The sequence below is a fragment of the Achromobacter sp. Marseille-Q4954 genome, assembly GCF_943737025.1.
Classification (GTDB): domain Bacteria; phylum Pseudomonadota; class Gammaproteobacteria; order Burkholderiales; family Burkholderiaceae_B; genus Achromobacter; species Achromobacter bronchisepticus_A.
Genome location: NZ_CALSFQ010000004.1, coordinates 141334 through 162262 on the forward strand (window position 1 = coordinate 141334; position 20929 = coordinate 162262).

The following is a 20929-nucleotide window of genomic DNA, read 5'->3' on the forward strand; positions in this document are numbered from 1 at the left end:
TCACAGCCTCTGGATGATGGTCGCCGTGGCCATGCCGTGGCCGATGCACATCAGCTGCAAGCCCAGCTCGCCTTCGGTGGCTTCCAGCCCGGCCAGCATCTTGGCCATCAGGCCGGCTCCCGTCGCGCCCAGAGGATGCCCATGCGCGATCGCCCCGCCCCAGGGATTGACGCGCGACAGATTGGCGCCCAGTTCCCGCTGCCAGGCCAGTACCACGCTGGCGAAGGCTTCGTTGATCTCGATCCAGTCCATGTCTTCCAGGCTCAGGCCGGCGCGCGCCAGCGCCAGCCGCGCCGCCGGGATCACGCCCGTCAGCTGCAGCACCGGGTCCGATCCCACCGCCACGCGGGCCAGGAAACGCGCGCGGGGCCGCAAGCCGTCGGACAGCGCGGTGTCGCGATCCGCCAGCAGCACCGCGGACGCGCCGTCCGCGAGCTGGCTGGCGTTGGCGGCGGTGACGCCACCCTGTCCCGGCGGCCGCAGCGCCGGCGCCATGGCGGCCATGCGGTCGGGGTCGGTTTTCTCGCGTATGCCTTCGTCACGCCCGGCATCGGCACGCGGCCCCGGCAGCAGCTCGGCATGACGGCCGGCCTGCGCGGCGCTCCAGGCGCGCGCATGGCTTTCCCTTGCCCATTCATCCATCTCGGCCTGGGACAGTTGCCAGCGCTCCGCGATCCGTTCCGCGCTCTCGATCTGGTGGATCAAGGGATAACGTTCCAGCAGGGCCGGGTTCAAGCCTTCGAAGCCGCGGAACTCGCCCTGGCCCAGCGTCACGTCCAGGAACATCGGCACCCGGCTCATGCTTTCCACGCCGCCCGCGACCACGTAGCGCATGTCGCCCGCGGCAATGGCTTGCGCGCCGAAATGCACCGCCTGCTGGCTGGATCCGCACATGCGGTTCAGCGCCACGCCCGGCACGCTCTCGGGCAAGCCCGCCAGCATGGCGGCCAGCCTGCCGATATTGGCGCCCTGCTCGCCCGCCTGGCTGACGCAGCCCGCGATCAGGTCCTCGACCTGGGCTCCCGGCAGTCCGGCCCGCGCCAACAGGCCCCTCACGGTTTCTGCCAGCAGCGTGTCCGGCCGCGTGTCCGCCCACCATCCGCCGCGCCGCCCGAAGGGGGTGCGCACGGCTTCCACGATCACGGCTTCATTCATGCCGTCGTCTCCTCAACATAGAGCGCTTCGATCTCGTCCGCATAGCTGCGGTAGATGCTGGCGCGCCTGACTTTCATGGTGGCGGTCACTTCGCCGTCATCATGGTCCAGTTCCTTGGTCAGCAGATGGAAGCGCTTGATCTGCGCCACCGGCGCCAGGCCGGCGTTGGCGCGCGCGACTTCCTGCTGCACCAGCTCGCGCACCTGCGCGCATTCGGCCAGCGAGCGGAAATGCGTGAAGGCGATGCGGCGCGACTCGGCCCACTTGCCCACCGTGTCGAACTCCAGCTGGATCAGCGCCGACACGTACTTCCTGCCGTCCGCGATCACGATGCATTCCTTGACGTAGGGGCTGCCCTTGACCGCGTTCTCGATCTCGGAAGGCGTCAGGTTCTTGCCGCCCGCCGTGATCATGATGTCCTTCAGGCGGTCCACGATGCGCACGCGCCCTGCGTCTTCGGCCACCACGTCGCCGGTGTACAGCCAGCCGTCGCGTACGGTGCTGGCGGTGGCTTCCGGGTTCTTGTAATAGCCCTGGAACACCATATCGCCGCGCACCAGCAACTCGCCGGCATCGCCCATGCGCCACTCCACGCCCAGGATCGGTTCGCCCACGGTGCCCACCTTCACACGGTCAGGATGCTGGCCGAAGATCATGCCGGCGGACTCCGTCAGCCCGTAGACCTCGATCAGCGGCACGCCCAGCGTGCGGAAGTAGCGCACCACGTCCGGCGAGATCGGCGCCGCGCCCGTCATGGCCACGCGCACCCGCCGCAGCCCGATGAAATTCTGCAAGGCGCGCAGCACCAGCCAGTACCACAGCCAACGGGTCCAGCGCTCGCGCAGGCTGTACTGCGCGGGGGACTTTTCCAGGAACGGCGTGCAGGCGGCCAACGCGCGTCCGTAAAGCCATTGCTGCAGGCGCCCGGCTTCCTGCATCTTGATCGAAATGGCGGCGTGCAGTTTTTCCCAGATGCGCGGCACGCCCAGGAAGATCGTCGGCGCGACTTCGCGCAGGTCTTCCTGCACCGTGCGTATCGATTCGCCGAAATTCACCTGCGCGCCCAGGTAGATGGGCACGAAGGTGGACAGCATCTGTTCGGCCACGTGGCACAGCGGCAGGTAGGACAGGTGCACGCTGTTGCCATCCATCGCCAGGCGGTCGGCAATACCCGGCGCCACGCCGCGCATATTGCCGTAGCTCAGCATCGCGCCCTTGGGCTTGCCGGTGGAACCGGACGTGTAGATCATGAGGCCGGTGTCATCCAGCCGCTGGCCGTCCAGCGCCGCGTTCAGCGCGGCGAGTTCGGCCGCCTCGCGCCGCGCCCCCTCGGCCTCGATCTCGGCGTAGGTCACGATGCGCTCGCGCTCGGCGGGTGCATAGGAGCGCAGGCCCTTGGTCTCCATCATGACGATGCGGCGCAACAGCGGCAGCCGGTCCGCCACCTGCAGCACCTTGTCGGTCTGCTCCTGGTCCTCGCACACCACCAGTTCCACGTCCGCGTGCTCCAGCACGTAGCCCATTTCCTCGGCCGGGCTGGTGGAATACACGCCCACCGCCACCGCGCCAACCGCGCCCGCGCCCATCTGCGTCAGCAGCCATTCCACGCGGTTTTCCGAGACGATGGCGACCCGCCCGCCCGCGCTCAGTCCCAGGGCGCGCAGGCCCAGTCCCACGCGGCAGGCCCGGCTCCAGTATTTCGCCCAGGTCATGGGCTTCCAGATGCCGAAGTCCTTTTGCCGGATGGCGATGGCCGCGGGCTGGCGCCGGGCCTGTTCACGCAGCATCTGCGGCAGCGTCAGGGCCGGCCACGCCTGCGCCGAAGCTCCAGGAATATCCATGTGCTTGTCCATCATGACAGCCAGCGCTTGCGGCGCTTGTAGTGCTTGATGTCGCGAAAGCCGCGGGCCTCGCCCGTACCGCCCACGCCCAGGTAAAACTCGCGCACGTCCGGGTCCGCCGCCAGTTTCTCGGCGCTGCCGTCGATCACCACCTTGCCGGTCTCCATGATGTAGCCATAATGCGCCACCGCCAACGCCACCGAGGCATTCTGCTCCACCAGCAGCATCGACACCCCCTGTTCATGGTTGATGCGGGCGATGATGGAGAAGATGTTCTCCACCAGCATCGGCGACAGTCCCAGCGAGGGCTCGTCCAGCAGCATCAGCCTGGGCTGCGCGATCAACGCGCGGCCGATGGCCAGCATCTGCTGTTCGCCGCCCGACAGGTAGCCTGCCAGGCCGCGGCGCCGCTCGAACAGGCGCGGAAAGTAGCCATAGACCAGATCGAAGTCGACCTTCGCCCCCGGCCTGCCCGTCAGGGCATAGGTCGCGGCCACCAGGTTTTCCTCCACCGTCAGGTCCTCGAATACGCGGCGTCCCTCCATCACGTGCGCCAGCCCCGCGCGCACCAGGTTCTGCGGCCTGGCGCCCGCGGTGTCGCCGCCGTTGAAGACGATCTGCCCGCGCACCAGCGCGCCATCCTCCAGGTCCAGCAGGCCGGACACGGCCTTCAGCGTGGTGGACTTGCCGGCGCCGTTGCTGCCCAGGAGGGCCACGATGCTGCCGGCGGGCACCGACAGCGACAAGCCGCGCAGCACCTGCACCGCCTTGTTGTAGACGACTTCGATATTGTTGATATCGAGCACCGCCGCTGCGGGCGGCGCGGCATGCGCGCCATGTCCAGGGTTCACGGCCGCCTCACTTCAGCACGATCCAGTCGGATGCCGGCACCATCTGCTTCTGCTTCACGTCAGCGCGATAGATCCGCCCCACCGGGATCGAATTGCCCTTGATGGAAATCGGCACGCCGATCAGGCCGCCCGTATCGAAGTCCTTGATGCCGTCCAGCGCCGCCTTCATGTTGGCGCTGGTCAGCTCCTTGCCGGCGTCCAGCGTGCGCTTGGCGACTTCGGTGAACAGCATGGCGGCCAGGAAGCCCTGCATGTAGCCGGTGCTCTGGTATTGCGGACGCATCTCGCGGATCTTCTTCAGCATCGGCGCGTCGGCCGCCGTATCGTAGTAGTAGCGGTACGGCATCACGCCCATGAAGCCCTCGGCGTCCTCGCCCATCTGCATCACGGTGGAGTTGTCCATGGTCCAGAACGTGCCCATGTAGCGCGTCTTCAGGCCCATGCGCTTGCCCTGCCCCACGAATTCGGGAATCGGCGCCAGCACGTAGCCGTGGAAGATGGTGTAGTCCGGATCGGCGCGGCGCAGCTTGATGACCTCGGTCGACACGTCCACGCTGCCCGGCGGCGTCATGATCTCGGTCGCGACCTTCAGGCCCAGCTTTTCCGCCACCGCGCGCGAGCTGGCGATGGGATCGCGGCCGAACTCCGTGTCCGAATACACGAAAGCCACCTTGGCGCCGGGCTGTTCCTTGGCGATGTAGCGCAGCAGGATGCCGAACATCTCCGTATAGTCGGGTCCCAGCATGAACTGGGCGGGATACTTGGCCGGATCGTTCAGTTCCGTGGCGAAGGACGCGCCGGTCATCAGGATGTCGCCCGTGCGGTTCAGCTCGGCGTTGATGGTCTTGGAGAAGCCCGTGGAGTCGCCGTAGTAGAAGTTCACCTTGTTCTGGCTGGTGATCTTCTTGAAGGCCGCCACCGAGGCATCCACCTTGTAGGCGGTGTCTTCCGGCACGTAGCGCAGCTTGCGGCCCTTCACGCCACCCTGATCATTGACGATCTTCACGTAGTCGGTGATGCCGGCATGGATGCCCTGCCCGGCGAAGGCGAACACCCCGCTCAGCGGGATGGACCCGCCCAGCACCAGGTCCTCGGCCGCCTGCGCGGCTGGCGCCGCCGACAGGGCCGCCGCCAGGCCCAGGGGGGCCAACAACCTCGATAAACCGCTGCCGATCCGGATGCGCTTCATGGTTAGTCTCCTGAGGGTCTTATGGATGGCCGCCGCCATGGCTAGGTACGGAAAGGCCAGAGGTGGAAGTAGCGGCGCACGCGCCACCAGATTTCCGCGAGCCCGTGCGGCTCGAAGATCAGAAAGCCCACGATCAGCAGGCCGAAAACAATGGTGCGCACCGGCGAAATCAGGCGCAGCGCGTCGCCGCCCACCGGCAGCCAACCCACGATCAGCTTGAGCAGTTCCGGCACCATGGTCATGAAGATGGCGCCCAGGATGGAACCCAGGATCGTGCCCATGCCGCCCACGATGATGGCCGCCAGGAAGAAGATCGACATGATCAGCGGGAAGCTCTCGGGCGTGACCACCCGGAAGAAATAGGCCCACATGCCGCCCGCCACGCCCGCATAGAACGACGACAGACCGAACGACAGCAGCTTGTAGCGCAGCAGGCGTATGCCCAGCACCTCGGCCGAAATGTCGCGGTCGCGAATGGCGATGAAAGCGCGGCCGATGCGCGTGCGGAACAGGTTGGCCGCGCCCAGCACCATCAGCGCCGTCACCGGCACGATCAGCCAGTAGATCTTGAACGAGGTGTCCAGGTCCACGCCCAGCACCCGCGCCGGCGGCACCTGCAGCCCGGTCGTGCCGCCCGTGAACTGCCAGTTGGCGAAGATGAAGTGCGCGATGAACGACGCGGCAATGGTGGCAATGGCCAGGTACAGCCCCTTCACCCGCAAGGACGGAATGCCGACCAGCAGGCCGCCCAGCATCGCCACCAGTCCGCCGGCCACCAGATTGAGCAGCACCGGCGTGCCCAGCCGCTGCTCCAGCACCGCGACCGTGTACGCTCCCAATCCCATGAAGGCGGCCTGCCCCAGGCTGACCAGGCCGGTATAGCCCGTCAGGATGTTCAGCCCCGTGGCGCTGGCGACGTTGATGGCCACCAGGCAGGCCAGATAGAGCCAGTAGGCGTCGGCCACGAAGGGAAACATGGCCAGGGACGCGGCCAGCAAGGCCAGCCACGCCTTCTGCGTGCGGGTGTCGAACAGCGCTTCGTCCGCAAGATAAGTCTGCTTGGCAGTCGCGATGCGCATCGGTCAGAGCCTCTCGATTTCACGGGTGCCGAACAGGCCATAGGGCCTGACCATCAGCACCACCACCAGCACGATGAAAGTGGCCAGCAATTTGTATTCGCCGCCCATGTAGGCGCCGGCCCAGGCTTCCAGCAGGCCGATGAACACGCCGCCCACCAGGGCGCCCGCCACGCTGTCCAGGCCGCCCACGATCACCACCACCAGCACCGACAGGCCGAACACGCCCATCGACGAGGAAATGCCGCCGATGGCGCCCACGATCACGCCCGACACCGCGGCCAGCGCGCCCGCCGCCACCCAGGCCAGCGAAAACACGCGCGGCACGTTGATGCCCATGGCATAGGCCGCCCCCTGATCCGATGCCGTGGCGCGCAGCGCCACCCCGCCGCGCCAGTAGCGGAACACCACCAGCACCAGCAGCGCCAGCACCACCGCCACCCAGAAGCCGTAGAACACCTTGGGCGCGACGAAGGCCTCGCCTATCATCACCGGCGAGCGCGGCATGAACTCCGGCAGGCGGCGCTGGTCCGCCGTCCAGATCAGCTCCACCACGCCCACCAGGATCGACGCCAGCCCCACCGTGATCATGAATACCGAGATCGGCGCTTCGCCCAACATCGGACGGATGGTCAGCCGCTCGACCAGCGCCCCCAGCGCGCCCGACACCACCACCGCGCCCACGATGGCCAGCCAGATCGGCCATTCCATGCCGGTGGCGAAGGCATAGAACACGTAGGCGCCCAGCATCAGGAATTCGCCGATGGCGATGTTCACCACCCGGGTCGCCTTGTAGACGATGACAAAGGCCAGCGCCGCCAGCGCATAAAGCCCGCCGCTGCCCAGCCCGGCCAGCGTGACTTCCAGGAAGAACAGCATGTCCATCAGGCCGCCTCCCGCAGGCGGCGGCGCAGGTCGCCCACGTCGCCCGCGCCCAGATAAGCCTGGATGACCTGGGGATCGGCCTGCACCTGCGCCGGCGTGCCATCGGCAATCACCTGGCCGAAGTTCAGCACCACCACGTGGTCCGACAGGTCCATCACCATGCCCATGTCATGCTCCACCATCAGCACCGTTACGCCCCATTCGGAGCGCGCGTCCAGGATGAAGCGCGCCATGTCGTCGGTTTCTTCGCGGTTCATGCCCGCCACCGGCTCGTCCAGCATCAGCACCTTGGGATTCATGGCCAGCGCTCGCGCCAGCTCCACCCGCTTTTGCAGGCCATAGGACAGCGCGGCCACCGGCGCATGGCGGATGTGGTCGATCTCCAGGAAGTCGATGATGCGTTCTTCGATGTCGGCGCGCAGCGCCATCTCTTCGCGGCGCGCCCGCCCGAAATACAGCAAGGCGTCCAGCACGTTGGTGCGCAGGTGGGCGTGGCGGCCCAGCTTGATGTTGTCCAGCACCGTCATGCCGCGGAACAGCGCAATGTTCTGGAAGCTGCGCGCCAGGCCCAGCTTGGCGCGTTCGGGCGCGGCCACGCGCGTGATGTCGCGTCCCTGGAACCGGATGTGTCCTGACGCCGGGCGGTAGAAGCCGGAAATGGTGTTGAACAGCGAGGTCTTGCCCGCGCCGTTGGGGCCGATGACCGTGGTGATGGAGCCGGGCTCCACGCGAAAGCCCACCCCGGTAAGCGCCTTGACCCCGCCGAACGCCAGCGTGACCCCATCCACCTCCAGCAAGGGAGGGCTGTCGGACTGATCCACCATTTGTCTCCTCGCCTTTACATGCGAAGTTTTTTATCGACGTCGGTCTGGCGAACCCGCGAGGCAGGAGATGCAACGAACCTGTCTTTACCTACGCCAGTACAGCGCCGGAAAATCGTTCTATGCGTTACGCTAAGCGTGCTTAAAAGAAAACCAAGCAAGCGCTCGGTTCAGACCATAGCATCGCGGTTTTTGGATCGACAGTTGGTACTTACCCGATAACGGAGACTCGCCATGACCCAAGAACACCCCGCCTTCCAGACCCTGTTCCTGGAAACCGACGGCGCGATCGCGACCGTGACGCTGAACCGCCCCGACGCGCTGAACGCCATCGACGTGGCGATGGCGCAGGACCTGCAACGCGCAGCGCAATGGCTGGAAGCGCGCGACGACATCCGCGCCGTGTTGCTGCGCGCCACCGGCAAGACCTTTTGCGCCGGCGGCGACATCAGCATGTTCACGGGCGAGCCCGCCCTGGTGCGCGCCACCCTGCTGGACCTGTTCACGCCATTGAACGACTTCATTGCGCGCATTGCCCGCATGGACAAGATCTGGATTGCGCAGGTCCGCGGCATCGCCGCGGGTGCGGGCCTGTCGCTGGTCTTGGCTTGCGACCTGGCCATCGCCGACGCCGACGCCCGCTTCATGACGGCCTACCTGAAGCTTGGAGCGACGCCCGACGCCGGCATGACCCATGGCCTCACGCGGGTGCTGGGCGCCCGCCGCGCGCTGGACCTGCTGCTGCGGCACGACGCCTTCTCCGCCGGCGACGCGTTGGCCTGGGGCATCGTCACGCGCACCGCCCCTGCCGGAGAACTCGCGCAAGCCGCGCAAGGCTACGCGCTTGAGGTCGCCCGCCACGCGCCGCACGGCATCGCGGGGGCCAAGGATCTGCTGCGCTCGGCCGAACACGCCGCGCTGGAAACCCAGCTGGCCGAAGAGACCGCGCGCTTCCTGGACAGCGCCTCGCGCGCGGACTTCGCCGAAGGCGTGCGCGCGTTCCGCGAGAAGCGCGCGCCGCAGTTCAAGGGCGAATAGGTTCCAGGGTGCGCCTCGCGGCGGCGCTAGCCGCCTTGCCGCAGCCCGCTCCAGTCGGGCGCGCGCTTTTGCACGAAGGCGCTCAGTCCTTCGCGCGCCTCGGGCGTGGCGGCTGCATTGCAGAACACCTCGACCGCCGTCGCCACCCGGCGCCGGTACTCGTTGTCGTTGCTGTAAACGAAGGCGCGCCGCCCCATCGCCAGGACTTGCGGCGGCTTGCCCGCCAATGACCGCGCCAGCGAGCGGGCCTGCTCCAGCAGCTCCGCTTCGGGCGCGACGCGCGCCACCAATCCCAATCCCTGGGCCTCTTGCGCACTGAAGGTGCGCCCGGTGAACAGCAGGTCGAACGCGCGGTGCTTGCCAACGATGCCCGGCAAGTGCACGTAATGGATCGCCGGCAATACACCCACATCGATTTCGGGATAACCGAACGTGGCGGTCTCCGCCGCCACCACCATGTCGCTGGATATGGCCACCGTCATCCCGCCGCCCCGGACCGCACCCGACACCACCGAAATCGACGGCTTGGTCAGGTTGAACTGCGTGTCGTAGAGCTTGATGTACAGCTTGGACAACAGCGCGTGGATCCGCGCCAGCGTGCTGTCCAGCAGCTTCTTCATATCCAGCCCGGCGCAAAAGCGCCCCGGCAGATCGCTGGCCAGCAGCACGGCGCGCACGCCGGAGTCGGCATTGGCCCGTTCCAGCGCGGCGATCAGCGCGTCCAGCATGTCTTCGTCCAGCGCATTGACGGGCGCATGGCATAGATGGATTTCCGCAATCTGATCGCGGACTTCATAGCGCAGGAATGTCATCGTCGCTCTCGTTTTCAGGAGTGGGCTTGCACGCTGCCCGACGCCAGCAATGCTTGGATGTCGGCTGGGGCGTAGCCCAGTTCGGCCAGGATCTCGCGCGTGTGTTCGCCCAGCACGGGCGCGGGCAGCGCGGCCTGGCGGGGCTGGCGTCCGAAGCGTATCGGCAAGCCGATGTTGCGGACTTCCCCCAGGACCTTGTGCTCACTTTTCACGACGAGTTCGCGCGCAGCGACCTGCGGATGCGCCAAGGCCTGGTCCAGCGTATGAATCGCAGAACAGGCAATGCCCGCTGGCTTGAGCGCTTCCAGCCATTGCGCCACGCTGCGCGTCTCCATGCGCGACTGGACCAGCGCGACCGTCTCGGCAAAATTGCGTACCCGGTCGGCGTTGGTGGCGAACTGCGGCGCATCGACCTGGTCTTGCAGCCCCGCAACGGCGCAGAAGCGCTGCCATTGCGCATCGTTGCCCACGCCCAGCATGATGTCGCCATCAGCCGCGTGGAACGCCTGATACGGACACATGGCGGGATGGCCCGTACCCATGCGGCGCGGAATCTGGCCAGTGCGCCAGTAGTTCTGCGCCATGTACGACATCAGGCCGAGCGACGTATCCAGCAAGGAAACGTCCAGGTACTGCCCCTTGCCGCTCTGGCTGCGCTCCAGCAACGCGGCCAGGATTCCGCTCAGCGCAAAGGAACCCGTGCCCAGGTCCACCGGCGAGAAGCTGGCGCGCGCAAAATTCCCACCCGGTTCGCCCATGGTGCTGATCATGCCGCTGAAGGCCTGCAGCATGACGTCGTAGCCCGGCTCCTCGCCCATCGGACCCTCGCGGCCATAGCCCGAGATTTCGCAGTACACCAATCGCGGGTTGAGGCCGCTGAGCGTCTCGTAATCCACGCCCAGGCGCGCGGCGGTCTTGCCGCCGAAACCTTGCAGCACCACGTCCGCCTGTTCCGCCAGGCGATGCACCACGGCGCGCCCTTCCGCGGTTTTCAGGTCCACGGCCAGACTGCGCTTGTTGTGGTTCACCGCCAGGAAGGTCGCCGACTGGCCCGCCTCCTGCGGCAGCCAGGCACGCGTATCGTCGCCCGAACCCACCGGTTCGACCTTGATCACCCGCGCGCCCAGCTCGCCCAGATACTGGCCGCATAGCGGCCCGGCCAGCACCTTGCTCAAATCCAGGACGGTAATGTTCTTCAGCGGCGTCATGCGCGCATCCATCGACATGATTACTGCTCGCTCTTCAGGCCGATGGTTTGCGCGGCCTGGGTCCACTGCGCGGTTTCACGCTTGAAGAACGCGTCCAACTCGGCGGGAGCGACCTGGAAGGCTTCCGCGCCTCGGTCCTGCATCGCCTTGCGGTAGTCATCGCTCGCGACGACACGCGCTACCGCCTCGCGCAGCTTCTGCACCACTTCCGGCGGCGTGCCCGCGGGCGTTTGCAGGGAGAACCAGAATTTGAGGTCCAGGCTGGGATAGCCCGCTTCCTTCAGCGTGGGCACGTCCGGCAACAGGGGCGACCGGTCGGCGGAGGTAATGGCCAGGGCCTTCAACCTGCCGGCCTGCACCTGGCCAAGACTGGTCGACATGCTGTCGAACAGGAAATCGACCTGCCCGCCGATCACGTCGGTCACGGCGTTCGCGCTGCCTTTGTAGGCGACGCCCACGGCTTGAAAGCCGGCCAGCTTCTGCAGCGACGCACCATAGACGTGCGGCGAACTGCCCGGCCCGAAGGTCGCATAGCTAAGCCCGTTCTTCATGCCGCGCCCGCGCTGGACCAGATCGGCCAAGGTCTGGACCGGCGTGCGTTCGGGATTGACCACCAGCAGATTGGGCATGGCGCCCGTCGTGCCGACGGGCACGTAGTCCTGCAATGGATGCATCTTCGCGCTCGGGTACATCAGCGGGTTGATGGCCTGCATGGCCACCGTGTTGTGCATCAGCGTGTAGCCATCCGCCGGGCCATTCAGCACGCTTTGGTAGCCGACGTTGCCGCTGGCGCCCGGCTTGTTCTGGACGATGACCTGCTGCCCCAGCTCGCGCGCCAGAGGCTCCGCCACCAGACGCGCGATGAAGTCGGTCGGACCGCCGGCCGAGAAAGGCACGACCAGCGTAATGGGCTTTGAAGGCCAGGTATCGGCCAACGCCGGCCCGGACAGCGCCGCCGCAGCCATGCCAGCGGCGAGGATTTTCTGGAACGCCATGATGTCTCCGTTATGTTCTTGGTGGGATGGCGCCCATTATGCGAAGCGTCTTGATATATTAGAAATACCGTTTAAATATGCAGGCCATAATAAACTTATTATTCCCCTGCCCGCCTGAGGTCTGCGCATGTCCATGTCCATCCGCGCGATGCAGTGCTTTGTCGCCGTGGTTTCCACCGGGTCGATCAGCCGCGCCGCGGCCGCGCTGCATGTGGCGCAACCCGCGTTGAGCCTGCTGATACGCAATCTGGAAGAAGATCTGGGCGTGGTGCTGTTGCATCGCAGCGCACGCGGCGTCACGCCGACAGCGGCGGGATCACGCATGCTGGCGCACGCGCGCGAGATCCTGGGGCGCATCGACACGGCGCGTGCCGACGTGCGCGAAGACCTGAACGCTCCCCGGGGCACGGTATCGCTGGCTATGTCCATGTCCATGGCCAAACTGGTGACCGTGCCGTTGCTGCGGTTCTCGTTGGAGCACTGGCCCGGCGTCTACCTGAAGATCATCGAATCCAGTACGGGATACATCCCGGGCTTCGTCAGTTCCGGCCATGCCGACCTGGGACTGACTTTCAGCGACGACGCCTCGGTCGATCTGCGCTTCCAGCACCTGATGGACGAAGAGCTGGTCGTGGTTTCGCCGCCCTCGGCCAAGCCGCGAAAAAAGCCGTCCCCAGCCGCGCTGCATGCGCTGCCGGTCATGGATCTGCACGCGCTCGCCGAACTGCCGCTGGTATTGCCCGGCAGTCAACACAGCCTGCGCCGGTTGCTGGACCAGTATCAGCAGCAGGAACGCGCCGAGTTCCGCGTCATTGCCGAGGCCAACGCCATCCCGCAGCTGATCGAACTGGCGCAGGCGGGCATCGCGCACACCATCCTGTCCTACGCGGCGGTGCACCAGGAAGCCGCGCGCGGCGAGGTCATCCTGCACCGCATCGTCAAGCCGCGCCTGACGCGGCCGGTGTTCCTGTGTCGGTCGGACGTCCTGCCCTTGTCCATGGCCGCGTCCGCCGTGGCCGACCGGGTCGGCCGCATCATCACGGACTCCCGGCCCGGCGCCGCGCCCACCCGGGCAAAGCTCAGATAACGCGCTTTTCCACCGCCTGCGCCCAGCGCCGCGCCACCGTCGGCGAGGTGGAGCAGGTGGCGGACTCGGTCACTACGCGCACCGCGCGTTCCAGTAGCTGGATGTCGGCCTCGTGCTGGCGCGCCACATGCGGATCCTCGAAAAAGATCACGCGCTGGCATTGGTGTTCCAGCACCAGCTCCGCAATCTGGGCATCGCCGCCCAGCGGCCCGCTGAGATAACGGTGCACCCAGGGCGTATCCTTGGGCCAGCCGCGCGACCAGGCCAGCTCGTTCAAGCGGCCGCCGGTGGTACCCGTGGCCACGCGCCGCGCAAATCGCGACAGCACGTCGAAATGCTCGCTGGCGAACGCCACCATTTCGTCCTTGAGCGCATCGTGGGCGATCAGCGCCACCGTCTGGCCGGTGAAGTTGAAATGGCGCGAAGCCGAGACGTCCGGCGGCAAGCCGGCATGGACGCGTTCGACTTCCATCCATTCGATGGCGCCCGCAAGCGTCGAGATGAACGGACGGCCGTGCGTGATGCATTGGCGCTTGAGCGCCAGCGCTTCCGGAAAAATCGATGACGGGTCGACGGGATCGATCAGGTAGATCGCGCCGTCGAACGGCGCCTGCCCGTCACGCCCTTCCGTCACCCGGGCCACCAGCTTCATCAGGCCGCCTTCGCGGCCGTAGGGATAGCGGATCAGCCCGCCGTAGCCCTGCAGCATGCCCTCGCGCACGATCGCGTCATGGGTGCGGCCGACGGTGTGCAACTGCACGCCCAGCTCGCGCATCGTGCCGGAACACGCGCGCAGCCAGGTAAACAGCGCGGCATCGGGAGTTTCGTGGTGCAGCCGGTTGGCGGCCAGGCCAAAGCGCAATTGGGCAGCGGACATCGGTAGACTCAGGGAGGTAGGGACGACCATGGAATCCTCGATGATACCGTGGTGGAGACGGCGCGCAAGCGCAAGCAATCCTGGACCCACGGCAGGCTGGGACAACCGTGACTATTCGCGGAGCCCCGAACGTATGGTTTTGCGAAATTCGAGCATGCGCTGCGTGTTCGCCAACTCCCTTTGCAGCAGTTCGGCGTCCGGCAACAACATTCGATAATTCGCGGCCATGACCTTGCTGGGCAAACCCTCAAGCGCATACCTCGCGAGGGCGTGGCCCTTGTCAGCGCACAGGATCAAACCCACTGGCGGGTTTTCGTCGGGCAGTGTCCAATGCTCCTTGGCGTAATTGCAGTACATATGCATCTGCCCCACATCGGCATGTGTCAGAGAGCCGAGCTTCAGATCGACGATAACCAGGCAGCGCAACCGCCGATGAAACAACAGGTCGACCCGGTACCATGTCTGGTCGATGCGCAAGCGGCGCTGCCGCCCGATGAAAGCAAAACCGTCACCAAGTTCGAGCAGAAAATCCTCCAGCCGCCGGATCAAGCCCTGTTCCAGATCTGACTCCGAATACTCGTCCTTGAGGTCCAGGAACTCCAACACATAGGGGTCCTTGATCGCGTCGTCCAGCAAGGCGGCGGCCTCTGGCTTGGTCTCGGCTTCTTTCTCCAGCATGGCCGCTCTGTTCCTCGAAAGCACCGTGCGTTCGTAGAATTGACTACCGATCTGCCGATCAAGCTGGCGTACGCTCCAACCGCCTCGCAGCGCCTCAGCCTCGTAGAATCGGCGAGCTTGAGGATCCTTGACCGAAAGCAGCCGGACGTAACCAGACCAGGGCAATATGAAAACTTGGGACAGTTGTTCCAAACGGAATGATCGCGTCTGTAGTGCCTCAGTGGCCGATTCGCTAGACAGTGTCTGGCGAATCGGCCAGGCCAAAAAGAACGATCGCATCTGCTGCAAATTCTGGCGACTGAACCCACGGCCGAATTGTTGCGTGAGATCGTTGGCGAGTCGCTCGATCAACTGCTCGCCATAGCCCGCCCGCCGTTTGCCGCGTTGCTCGGCGTTGACAATCCGGCGTCCGATCTCCCAATAACTGGCAGTCATCAACGCGTTGACGCTGCGCGCCGCATTCAGCCGCGCGGAACGCAGCAGCTCGACAATGCCCTCATGAACGCCCGTATAAGCGCCGTGCAAAATTGGCGTCTGCCGCCCTGCCCCTTGCTTCTTTCTGGCCACGCTGCCTCCACTGCGAACAGTGATGCACAGCTGCAATCGCCTTGCGCCGTCTCGCGATCGCGTCGGCTGCCGTTGCGCACAGTGTCATCTTTGACAGGAAGATAGCGCCTGAATATCGTCCCGCCTACCGCACTGTGAGCTTTATGCCCCGCATCAAAGCGGCGTCGTGCCAACTGAATGGCCGAACCGCAATAAAAAACGCTCCCTGCAGGGAGCGCTTTGGCACGGCGATCAGTCCGCCTCGTCGATCCAGGCCATCTGGATGGCCTCCAGGATCTTCTCGCCGCTATGTGCGGGGTCGTCGTTGAAATCCGGCAAGGCCAGGACCCACTCGCGCAGCTGCACGAAGCGCAGCGTCTTGGGATCCACGTCGGGATGCGCGTCGAGCAGCGCCTCGGCGATCTGGTAGGTATCGGTCCACTTCATCAATGGCCCTCTTTGGCGTGGTTGATGGTGTACTTGGGGATCTCGACCGTCAGGTCGGCGTCCGTCACCAGCGCCTGGCAGGACAGGCGCGAGGTCGGGGTCAGGCCCCAGGCCTTGTCCAGCAGATCCTCTTCGTCATCGGTGGCGTCTTCCAGCGAAGCATAGCCCTGCTTGACCACCACGTGACAGGTCGTGCAGGCGCACGACAGTTCACACGCGTGTTCGATGTCGATATGGTTGTCCAGCAGCACGCGGCAGATCGACACGCCCTTGGGCGCGTCTTCGATCACGGCGCCTTCCGGGCAGTAGTCGGGATGAGGCAATACGGTCAGTTTCGGCATAGCGTGTTATCAGGCAATCTCATCAAGTTTGCGGCCCGCCAGCGCGGCGCGGATGCTGCGGTCCATCCGGCGCGCAGCGAAATCGTCGGTCGCGGCCGACAGGGCCTGGACCGCGTCCTTCACCGTGTCCACGTCCTGCGCGTCCTGAGCGGCGATGGCAGCCTGCAGGCATGCGTCCACACGCTTGCGTTCTTCGGCATCCAGCAGGTCGCCATCGACGGCCAGCGCGGCCTGCACCGACTCGACCAGTTGGCGCGCGTCCACCTGTTGCTCGCGCAGCATGCGGGCGCGAGCGTCGGTGTCGGCTTGCGCCACGCTGTCGGCCAACATCTGCGCGATTTCGTCGTCGGTCAGGCCATAGGACGGCTTGACCGACACCATGGCCTCGACGCCCTTGCTCTGCTCGCGCGCGGTCACGCTCAGCAGGCCGTCGGCGTCCACCTGGAAGGTCACGCGGATGCGGGCTGCGCCCGCCACCATGGGCGGAATGCCGCGCAGCTCGAAGCGGGCCAGCGAGCGCGAATCGGAGACCAGGTCGCGTTCGCCCTGCACCACATGGATGCTCATGGCCGTCTGGCCATCCTTGAAGGTCGTGAATTCCTGGGCGCGCGCCACCGGAATCGTGCTGTTGCGCGGGATGATGCGCTCCACCAGGCCGCCCATGGTTTCCAGCCCCAAGGACAGCGGGATCACGTCCAGCAGCAGCCAGTCTTCGCCGGGAGCGCGGTTGCCCGCCAGCAGATTGGCCTGTAAGGCGGCGCCCAGCGCCACCACTTGATCGGGATCCAGGTCCGTCAGCGGTTGCGTGCCGAACAGCTTGCCCACGGCAGCGCGCACGACCGGCATGCGCGTGGCGCCGCCGACCATCACCACGCCGCGCACGTCGGCCTGCGTCAGCGATGCGTCGCGCAAGGCGCGGCGCGCGCAGTCCAGCGTGCGCACGATCAGGGGCTGAGCCAGTTCTTCGAATGCGGCCCGCGTCAGGCTCGTATCCACGGTTCTGCCGTCGGACAATTCCAGCTTCAGGCCGGCCGCATCGGCGTCCGACAAGGCCTCGCGCGCGGCGCGCGCCGCCATCAGCAAGCGGCGGCGGTCCGCCGGCGAAAACTCGCCCGCGGCAAGCCCGGCCACCACATGATCGACGATCAAGGCATCGAAGTCGTCACCGCCCAGCGCGGTATCGCCGCCGGTGGCAATGACCTCGAACACGCCCTGGGTCAGGCGCAGGATGGAAATATCGAACGTGCCGCCGCCCAGGTCGTACACGGCGTACACGCCTTCAGCCGCGTTATCCAGGCCGTAGGCAATGGCCGCTGCGGTCGGTTCATTCAGCAGGCGCAGCACGTTCAGGCCGGCCAGACGGGCGGCGTCGCGCGTCGCCTGGCGCTGGGCGTCATCGAAATAGGCGGGCACCGTGATGACCGCGCCGACCAGGTCATCGCCCAGCACGTCTTCGGCGCGTTGGCGCAGAACGGCCAGGATCTGCGCCGACACTTCAACCGGGCTCAGGTCGCCCTGGACGGTGCGGATGCGCACCATGCCGGGCGCGTCCACGAATTCGTACGGCGCACGGCTGGCGCGCGCCTCTTCCAGCGAACGGCCCATGAAACGCTTGACCGACACAACGGTATTCAGCGGATCCTCGGCCTGCTGCGCGAGCGGTTCGCGCCCCGTGGTGACCTTGCCGCCGGCGAAATAGCGCACGGCGGAAGGCAGCAAGGCGTGGCCTTGCTCGTCCCTCAGCACTTCGGCGACGCTGCTGCGCACGGCCGCGACCAGGGAATTGGTGGTGCCCAGGTCGATCCCGACCGCCAGCTTGCGCTGGTGAGGCGCGGGCGATTCGCCAGGCTCTGATATCTGCAATAAGGCCATGATTCTGTTTTTATGGTCAGTAGGCGGCGCTGTGCCGGCGCCCGTGTCGCGGACGCCCCGGCGCGGCCTGGGCTATGCGGCGGGCTGGGCGTGCGCCAGTTCTTCCGCCAACTTCTCCACGAACATCCACTCCCGCACCTTGAGCCCCGCCGCCGCGTAGTCGCGGTCCTGGTCGATCAGACGGGCCAGCGTGGCGCGCATGGCGGCGCGCGCCTGCTGCAATTCCGCCTGCAAGGCCGCCAGGGCGTCGGCGTCGTCGCGCGCGTCGTCCAGCATCTCGCGCCAGGTCATCTGCTGCATCAGGAACTCGGGGTCCATGGCCGTGTTGCTCTCGGTCTGCAGGTCCACGCCGGCCTGCTCGCACAGGTAGCGCGCCCGCAGCAAGGGATCGCGCAACAGGCGGTAAGCCTCGTTGGCGCGAGCCGCCCACTGCATGGCCACGCGGCGTTCCGCGGGGCTGGCAGTGGCGTAGCGGTCGGGATGCACCTGCGCCGCGACGGTACGCCACGCAGTCTCAAGCGCCTGGGCGTCCAGATCGAAACGCGCCGGCAAGCCGAACAGGCCGAAGTGATCGTCACCAGCCAAGACTTACACCGTGAACGACTCGCCGCAGCCGCAGGTCGCCTTTTCGTTGGGGTTGCGGAACTTGAAGCCTTCGTTCAGGCCTTCACGGGCGTAATCGAGTTCGGTGCCGTCCAGGTAGGACAGGCTTTTCGGGTCGATGAAGACCTTCACGCCGAAACTTTCGAACACCACGTCTTCCGGCGCCACGTCGTCCACGTACTCGAGCTTGTAGGCCATGCCGGAGCAGCCCGTGGTCCTAACGCCGAGCCGCAAGCCGATACCCTTTCCGCGCTTTTGCAAGTAGCGGCCGATATGGGTGGCAGCCTGTTGGGTCAGGGTAACGGACATGTTCAGCCCGCCACAGCAGCTTCAGCCGGGGCCGAATGCTTTTCTTTGTAGTTCTGCACCGCGGCCTTGATCGCGTCTTCGGCCAGGATGGAACAGTGCACCTTCACGGGCGGCAGGGCCAGTTCTTCGGCGATCTGCGTGTTGCGGATGTTCATGGCTTCGTCGAGCGTCTTGCCCTTGACCCATTCGGTCACGAGCGAGCTGGAAGCGATGGCCGAACCGCAGCCGTAGGTCTTGAAGCGCGCGTCTTCGATCACGCCGGCTTCGTTCACCTTGATCTGCAGCTTCATCACGTCGCCACAGGCGGGCGCGCCGACCATGCCGGTGCCGACCGACTCGTCCGACTTGTCGAACGAACCGACGTTGCGCGGGTTTTCGTAGTGATCCAGGACTTTGGTGCTGTAAGACATGTTAATTCTCCACGAATTTCTAGGCGCGGGCGCTTAGTGCGCAGCCCACTGCACGGTGTTCAAGTCGATGCCTTCCTTGGCCATTTCCCACAGCGGCGACATGTCGCGCAGCTTGCCGACGCGGCTCTTGAGCAACTCGATGGCGTAGTCCACTTCCTTTTCGGTCGTGAAACGGCCCAGCGTGAAGCGGATCGAGCTGTGCGCCAGTTCGTCGTTGCGGCCCAGGGCGCGCAACACGTAGGACGGTTCCAGGCTGGCCGAGGTGCAGGCCGAGCCGCTGGAGACGGCCAGTTCCTTGATCGCCATGATCAGGGACTCGCCTTCGACATAGTTGAAGCTGACATTCAGGTTGTGCGGGACGCGTTGGTCCATGTCGCCGTTGAGGTAGACCTCTTCGATCTGCGACAGGCCAGCCCACAGGCGGTCGCGCAGCATGCGGATGCGCTCGTTCTCGGTGCCCATCTCTTCGCGGGCCAGGCGGAAAGCTTCACCCATGCCGACGATCTGGTGCGTGGCCAGCGTGCCCGAGCGGAAACCGCGCTCGTGGCCGCCGCCGTGCATCTGCGCTTCGATGCGGATACGCGGCTTGCGGCGCACGTACAGGGCGCCGATGCCCTTGGGGCCGTAGGTCTTGTGAGCCGAGAACGACATCAGGTCGACCTTGAGCTTTTGCAGGTCGATTTCCACCTTGCCGGTCGCCTGGGCGGCGTCCACGTGGAAAATGATGCCCTTTTCGCGGCAGATCTCGCCCAGCGTTGCAACGTCCTGGATCACGCCGATTTCGTTGTTCACCATCATCACGGATACCAGCACGGTATCGGGGCGCAGCGCGGCCTTGAAGGTGTCCAGATCGATCAGGCCGTTGTCCTTGACGTCCAGATAGGTCACTTCGAAGCCCTGGCGCTCGAGTTCGCGACAGGTGTCCAGCACGGCCTTGTGCTCGGTCTTGACGGTGACGATGTGCTTGCCGCGTTCCTGGTAGAAGTTGGCGGCGCCTTTGATCGCCAGGTTGTTGGATTCGGTGGCGCCGGAGGTCCAGACGATTTCGCGCGGATCGGCGTTCACCAGCTTGGCGACTTCTTCACGGGCGCGCTCGACGGCTTCTTCGGATTCCCAGCCAAACGCATGGCTGCGGGATGCCGGGTTGCCGAAATTGTCGTACAGCCAGGGCACCATCTTGTCCACGACGCGGGGGTCGACGGGCGTCGTGGCGGAATAATCCAGATAGATCGGGCGGGTGGTCATTTCTACAACTCCTGATACTGCTTATACGGTGGCATTGGCGGCGACGGTCGCGGCCGGGGCGTTGGCGGCGTTGTTGGCGCCCCCCACCCGGTTCACGCGCACCGCGCAAGCCTGCGCTTGATTGTTGGCTTCCTGCAGTTGGCGCACGCGCTGCTGATCGACGAGATCCTGCAGGGACACCGAATCCAGGTAATCCACCATCTTGCGATTCAACGTAGCCCAGAGTTCGTGCGTCATGCACTTGCCCGGCTTGCCGTCGTTGCCGCTCGTACAGTCCCGCTTGCCGCCGCAGCTGGTGGCGTCCAGGGGTTCATCGACGGCGAAAATGATGTCGGCAACGGTAACGTTGCGGGCGAGGCGCGCGAGCGAGTAGCCGCCCCCAGGGCCGCGCACGCTGTCCACGAGTTCGTGGCGACGCAGTTTCCCGAACAGCTGTTCCAGGTAGGACAGCGAGATGTTCTGACGCTGGCTGATGGCCGCAAGAGTGACCGGACCGCTATGCTGCCGCATAGCCAGATCGATCATGGCAGTCACGGCGAAACGCCCCTTGGTAGTTAGCCGCATGGTAGGTTCCCAGTGATTCGGCAATGGCCGCAGGCGAATCCAGCGGTCAATACCCGAGTAATTGCCTCAAGTATAGCCT

22 protein-coding genes are annotated in these 20929 nt (G+C 65.7%); 2 read left to right on the forward strand and 20 right to left on the reverse strand.

The genetic code is table 11. The features are described 5' to 3' along the window. From NGK62_RS28890 to NGK62_RS28920, 7 genes are read right to left on the reverse strand one after another with little or no spacing between them, the layout of a single operon-like run. A complete protein-coding gene (locus NGK62_RS28890) occupies window positions 1-1155 on the reverse strand; it encodes a thiolase family protein (protein ID WP_251881583.1) in 1155 nt (384 codons plus the stop codon). Further along, window positions 1152-3011 (reverse strand): AMP-dependent synthetase/ligase, encoded by a 1860-nt coding sequence (locus NGK62_RS28895; RefSeq protein ID WP_251881585.1) that lies wholly within the window; start codon window positions 3009-3011, stop codon window positions 1152-1154. Before NGK62_RS28895 ends, NGK62_RS28890 begins: the two co-directional genes overlap by 4 nt. Further along, window positions 3008-3802: an ABC transporter ATP-binding protein gene (locus NGK62_RS28900; protein ID WP_054456135.1), complete on the reverse strand. Its 795-nt coding sequence runs from the start codon at window positions 3800-3802 to the stop codon at window positions 3008-3010. The genes NGK62_RS28895 and NGK62_RS28900 overlap by 4 nt, the downstream gene beginning before the upstream one ends. Before the next feature lie 52 nt (window positions 3803-3854). After that, window positions 3855-5036, reverse strand: a complete 1182-nt coding sequence (locus tag NGK62_RS28905; protein ID WP_054456133.1) for an ABC transporter substrate-binding protein — start codon at window positions 5034-5036, stop codon at window positions 3855-3857. Between the two features lie 41 nt (window positions 5037-5077). Continuing rightward, window positions 5078-6115: a branched-chain amino acid ABC transporter permease gene (locus NGK62_RS28910; RefSeq protein ID WP_251881587.1), complete on the reverse strand. Its 1038-nt coding sequence runs from the start codon at window positions 6113-6115 to the stop codon at window positions 5078-5080. A gap of 3 nt (window positions 6116-6118) precedes the next feature. Then, entirely contained in the window at window positions 6119-6997 is an 879-nt protein-coding gene (locus NGK62_RS28915; protein WP_054456130.1) for a branched-chain amino acid ABC transporter permease, read from the reverse strand. Further along, window positions 6997-7821, reverse strand: coding sequence for an ABC transporter ATP-binding protein (locus NGK62_RS28920; protein WP_165867837.1), 825 nt, complete (start codon window positions 7819-7821; stop codon window positions 6997-6999). Before NGK62_RS28920 ends, NGK62_RS28915 begins: the two co-directional genes overlap by 1 nt. A 231-nt stretch (window positions 7822-8052) precedes the next feature. On the opposite strand from NGK62_RS28920, the gene NGK62_RS28925 reads away from it, so the two are divergent. Then, on the forward strand, window positions 8053-8856 hold the full coding sequence (locus NGK62_RS28925) for an enoyl-CoA hydratase/isomerase family protein (RefSeq protein WP_251881595.1): 804 nt from the start codon (window positions 8053-8055) through the stop codon (window positions 8854-8856). 26 nt (window positions 8857-8882) lie between these two features. Here NGK62_RS28925 and NGK62_RS28930 read toward each other — a convergent pair whose 3' ends face one another. From NGK62_RS28930 to NGK62_RS28940, 3 genes are read right to left on the reverse strand one after another with little or no spacing between them, the layout of a single operon-like run. After that, window positions 8883-9668 carry an enoyl-CoA hydratase/isomerase family protein gene (locus tag NGK62_RS28930; protein ID WP_251881597.1) on the reverse strand — a complete coding sequence of 262 codons (786 nt, stop codon included), beginning with the start codon at window positions 9666-9668 and terminating at the stop codon, window positions 8883-8885. Between the two features lie 14 nt (window positions 9669-9682). Then, window positions 9683-10894 carry a CaiB/BaiF CoA transferase family protein gene (locus NGK62_RS28935; protein ID WP_251881599.1) on the reverse strand — a complete coding sequence of 404 codons (1212 nt, stop codon included), beginning with the start codon at window positions 10892-10894 and terminating at the stop codon, window positions 9683-9685. A gap of 2 nt (window positions 10895-10896) precedes the next feature. After that, on the reverse strand, window positions 10897-11871 hold the full coding sequence (locus tag NGK62_RS28940; RefSeq protein ID WP_118932684.1) for a Bug family tripartite tricarboxylate transporter substrate binding protein: 975 nt from the start codon (window positions 11869-11871) through the stop codon (window positions 10897-10899). 127 nt (window positions 11872-11998) lie between these two features. On the opposite strand from NGK62_RS28940, the gene NGK62_RS28945 reads away from it, so the two are divergent. Then, window positions 11999-12958, forward strand: coding sequence for a LysR family transcriptional regulator (locus NGK62_RS28945; RefSeq protein WP_059373528.1), 960 nt, complete (start codon window positions 11999-12001; stop codon window positions 12956-12958). Here the strand turns inward: NGK62_RS28945 and NGK62_RS28950 are convergent. The 10 genes from NGK62_RS28950 to iscR all read right to left on the reverse strand — a co-directional run bounded on the left by NGK62_RS28950 (window position 12951) and on the right by iscR (window position 20850). Further along, window positions 12951-13835, reverse strand: coding sequence for a methylglyoxal synthase (locus NGK62_RS28950; protein WP_251881601.1), 885 nt, complete (start codon window positions 13833-13835; stop codon window positions 12951-12953). The genes NGK62_RS28945 and NGK62_RS28950 overlap by 8 nt on opposite strands. 111 nt (window positions 13836-13946) lie before the next feature. Next, entirely contained in the window at window positions 13947-15041 is a 1095-nt protein-coding gene (locus tag NGK62_RS28955; RefSeq protein WP_251881925.1) for a PDDEXK nuclease domain-containing protein, read from the reverse strand. 270 nt (window positions 15042-15311) lie between these two features. Further along, window positions 15312-15506: a Fe-S cluster assembly protein IscX gene (gene iscX / locus NGK62_RS28960; RefSeq protein WP_251881602.1), complete on the reverse strand. Its 195-nt coding sequence runs from the start codon at window positions 15504-15506 to the stop codon at window positions 15312-15314. Beyond that, window positions 15506-15847, reverse strand: a complete 342-nt coding sequence (gene fdx / locus NGK62_RS28965; RefSeq protein WP_006395860.1) for an ISC system 2Fe-2S type ferredoxin — start codon at window positions 15845-15847, stop codon at window positions 15506-15508. Before fdx ends, iscX begins: the two co-directional genes overlap by 1 nt. A gap of 9 nt (window positions 15848-15856) precedes the next feature. Continuing rightward, window positions 15857-17719, reverse strand: a complete 1863-nt coding sequence (gene hscA, locus NGK62_RS28970) for a Fe-S protein assembly chaperone HscA (protein WP_251881604.1) — start codon at window positions 17717-17719, stop codon at window positions 15857-15859. Window positions 17720-17791: 72 nt separating this feature from the next. Continuing rightward, window positions 17792-18304, reverse strand: a complete 513-nt coding sequence (hscB, locus tag NGK62_RS28975) for a Fe-S protein assembly co-chaperone HscB (RefSeq protein ID WP_059373542.1) — start codon at window positions 18302-18304, stop codon at window positions 17792-17794. 3 nt (window positions 18305-18307) lie between these two features. Next, on the reverse strand, window positions 18308-18631 hold the full coding sequence (iscA, locus tag NGK62_RS28980) for an iron-sulfur cluster assembly protein IscA (protein ID WP_013394595.1): 324 nt from the start codon (window positions 18629-18631) through the stop codon (window positions 18308-18310). Between the two features lie 2 nt (window positions 18632-18633). Then, entirely contained in the window at window positions 18634-19041 is a 408-nt protein-coding gene (gene iscU / locus NGK62_RS28985) for a Fe-S cluster assembly scaffold IscU (protein WP_054456111.1), read from the reverse strand. Between the two features lie 33 nt (window positions 19042-19074). Next, on the reverse strand, window positions 19075-20286 hold the full coding sequence (locus NGK62_RS28990) for an IscS subfamily cysteine desulfurase (RefSeq protein WP_054456109.1): 1212 nt from the start codon (window positions 20284-20286) through the stop codon (window positions 19075-19077). 21 nt (window positions 20287-20307) lie between these two features. Next, window positions 20308-20850, reverse strand: coding sequence for a Fe-S cluster assembly transcriptional regulator IscR (gene iscR, locus NGK62_RS28995; protein ID WP_054456107.1), 543 nt, complete (start codon window positions 20848-20850; stop codon window positions 20308-20310). Window positions 20851-20929 lie beyond the last annotated feature (79 nt).

Bases quoted from the DNA above. Each gene is read 5' to 3' on its own strand.
- NGK62_RS28945 (WP_059373528.1), top strand. From the start codon at position 11,999: ATGTCCATGTCCATCCGCGCGATGCAGTGCTTTGTCGCCGTGGTTTCC.
- NGK62_RS28915 (WP_054456130.1), bottom strand. From the start codon at position 6,997: ATGGACATGCTGTTCTTCCTGGAAGTCACGCTGGCCGGGCTGGGCAGC.
- NGK62_RS28990 (WP_054456109.1), bottom strand. From the start codon at position 20,286: ATGACCACCCGCCCGATCTATCTGGATTATTCCGCCACGACGCCCGTC.
- iscX (WP_251881602.1), bottom strand. From the start codon at position 15,506: ATGAAGTGGACCGATACCTACCAGATCGCCGAGGCGCTGCTCGACGCG.
- NGK62_RS28905 (WP_054456133.1), bottom strand. From the start codon at position 5,036: ATGAAGCGCATCCGGATCGGCAGCGGTTTATCGAGGTTGTTGGCCCCC.
- NGK62_RS28950 (WP_251881601.1), bottom strand. From the start codon at position 13,835: ATGTCCGCTGCCCAATTGCGCTTTGGCCTGGCCGCCAACCGGCTGCAC.
- NGK62_RS28930 (WP_251881597.1), bottom strand. From the start codon at position 9,668: ATGACATTCCTGCGCTATGAAGTCCGCGATCAGATTGCGGAAATCCAT.
- NGK62_RS28920 (WP_165867837.1), bottom strand. From the start codon at position 7,821: ATGGTGGATCAGTCCGACAGCCCTCCCTTGCTGGAGGTGGATGGGGTC.
- NGK62_RS28935 (WP_251881599.1), bottom strand. From the start codon at position 10,894: ATGTCGATGGATGCGCGCATGACGCCGCTGAAGAACATTACCGTCCTG.
- iscA (WP_013394595.1), bottom strand. From the start codon at position 18,631: ATGTCCGTTACCCTGACCCAACAGGCTGCCACCCATATCGGCCGCTAC.
- hscA (WP_251881604.1), bottom strand. From the start codon at position 17,719: ATGGCCTTATTGCAGATATCAGAGCCTGGCGAATCGCCCGCGCCTCAC.
- NGK62_RS28940 (WP_118932684.1), bottom strand. From the start codon at position 11,871: ATGGCGTTCCAGAAAATCCTCGCCGCTGGCATGGCTGCGGCGGCGCTG.
- iscR (WP_054456107.1), bottom strand. From the start codon at position 20,850: ATGCGGCTAACTACCAAGGGGCGTTTCGCCGTGACTGCCATGATCGAT.
- NGK62_RS28925 (WP_251881595.1), top strand. From the start codon at position 8,053: ATGACCCAAGAACACCCCGCCTTCCAGACCCTGTTCCTGGAAACCGAC.
- NGK62_RS28910 (WP_251881587.1), bottom strand. From the start codon at position 6,115: ATGCGCATCGCGACTGCCAAGCAGACTTATCTTGCGGACGAAGCGCTG.
- iscU (WP_054456111.1), bottom strand. From the start codon at position 19,041: ATGTCTTACAGCACCAAAGTCCTGGATCACTACGAAAACCCGCGCAAC.
- NGK62_RS28890 (WP_251881583.1), bottom strand. From the start codon at position 1,155: ATGAATGAAGCCGTGATCGTGGAAGCCGTGCGCACCCCCTTCGGGCGG.
- fdx (WP_006395860.1), bottom strand. From the start codon at position 15,847: ATGCCGAAACTGACCGTATTGCCTCATCCCGACTACTGCCCGGAAGGC.
- NGK62_RS28895 (WP_251881585.1), bottom strand. From the start codon at position 3,011: ATGATGGACAAGCACATGGATATTCCTGGAGCTTCGGCGCAGGCGTGG.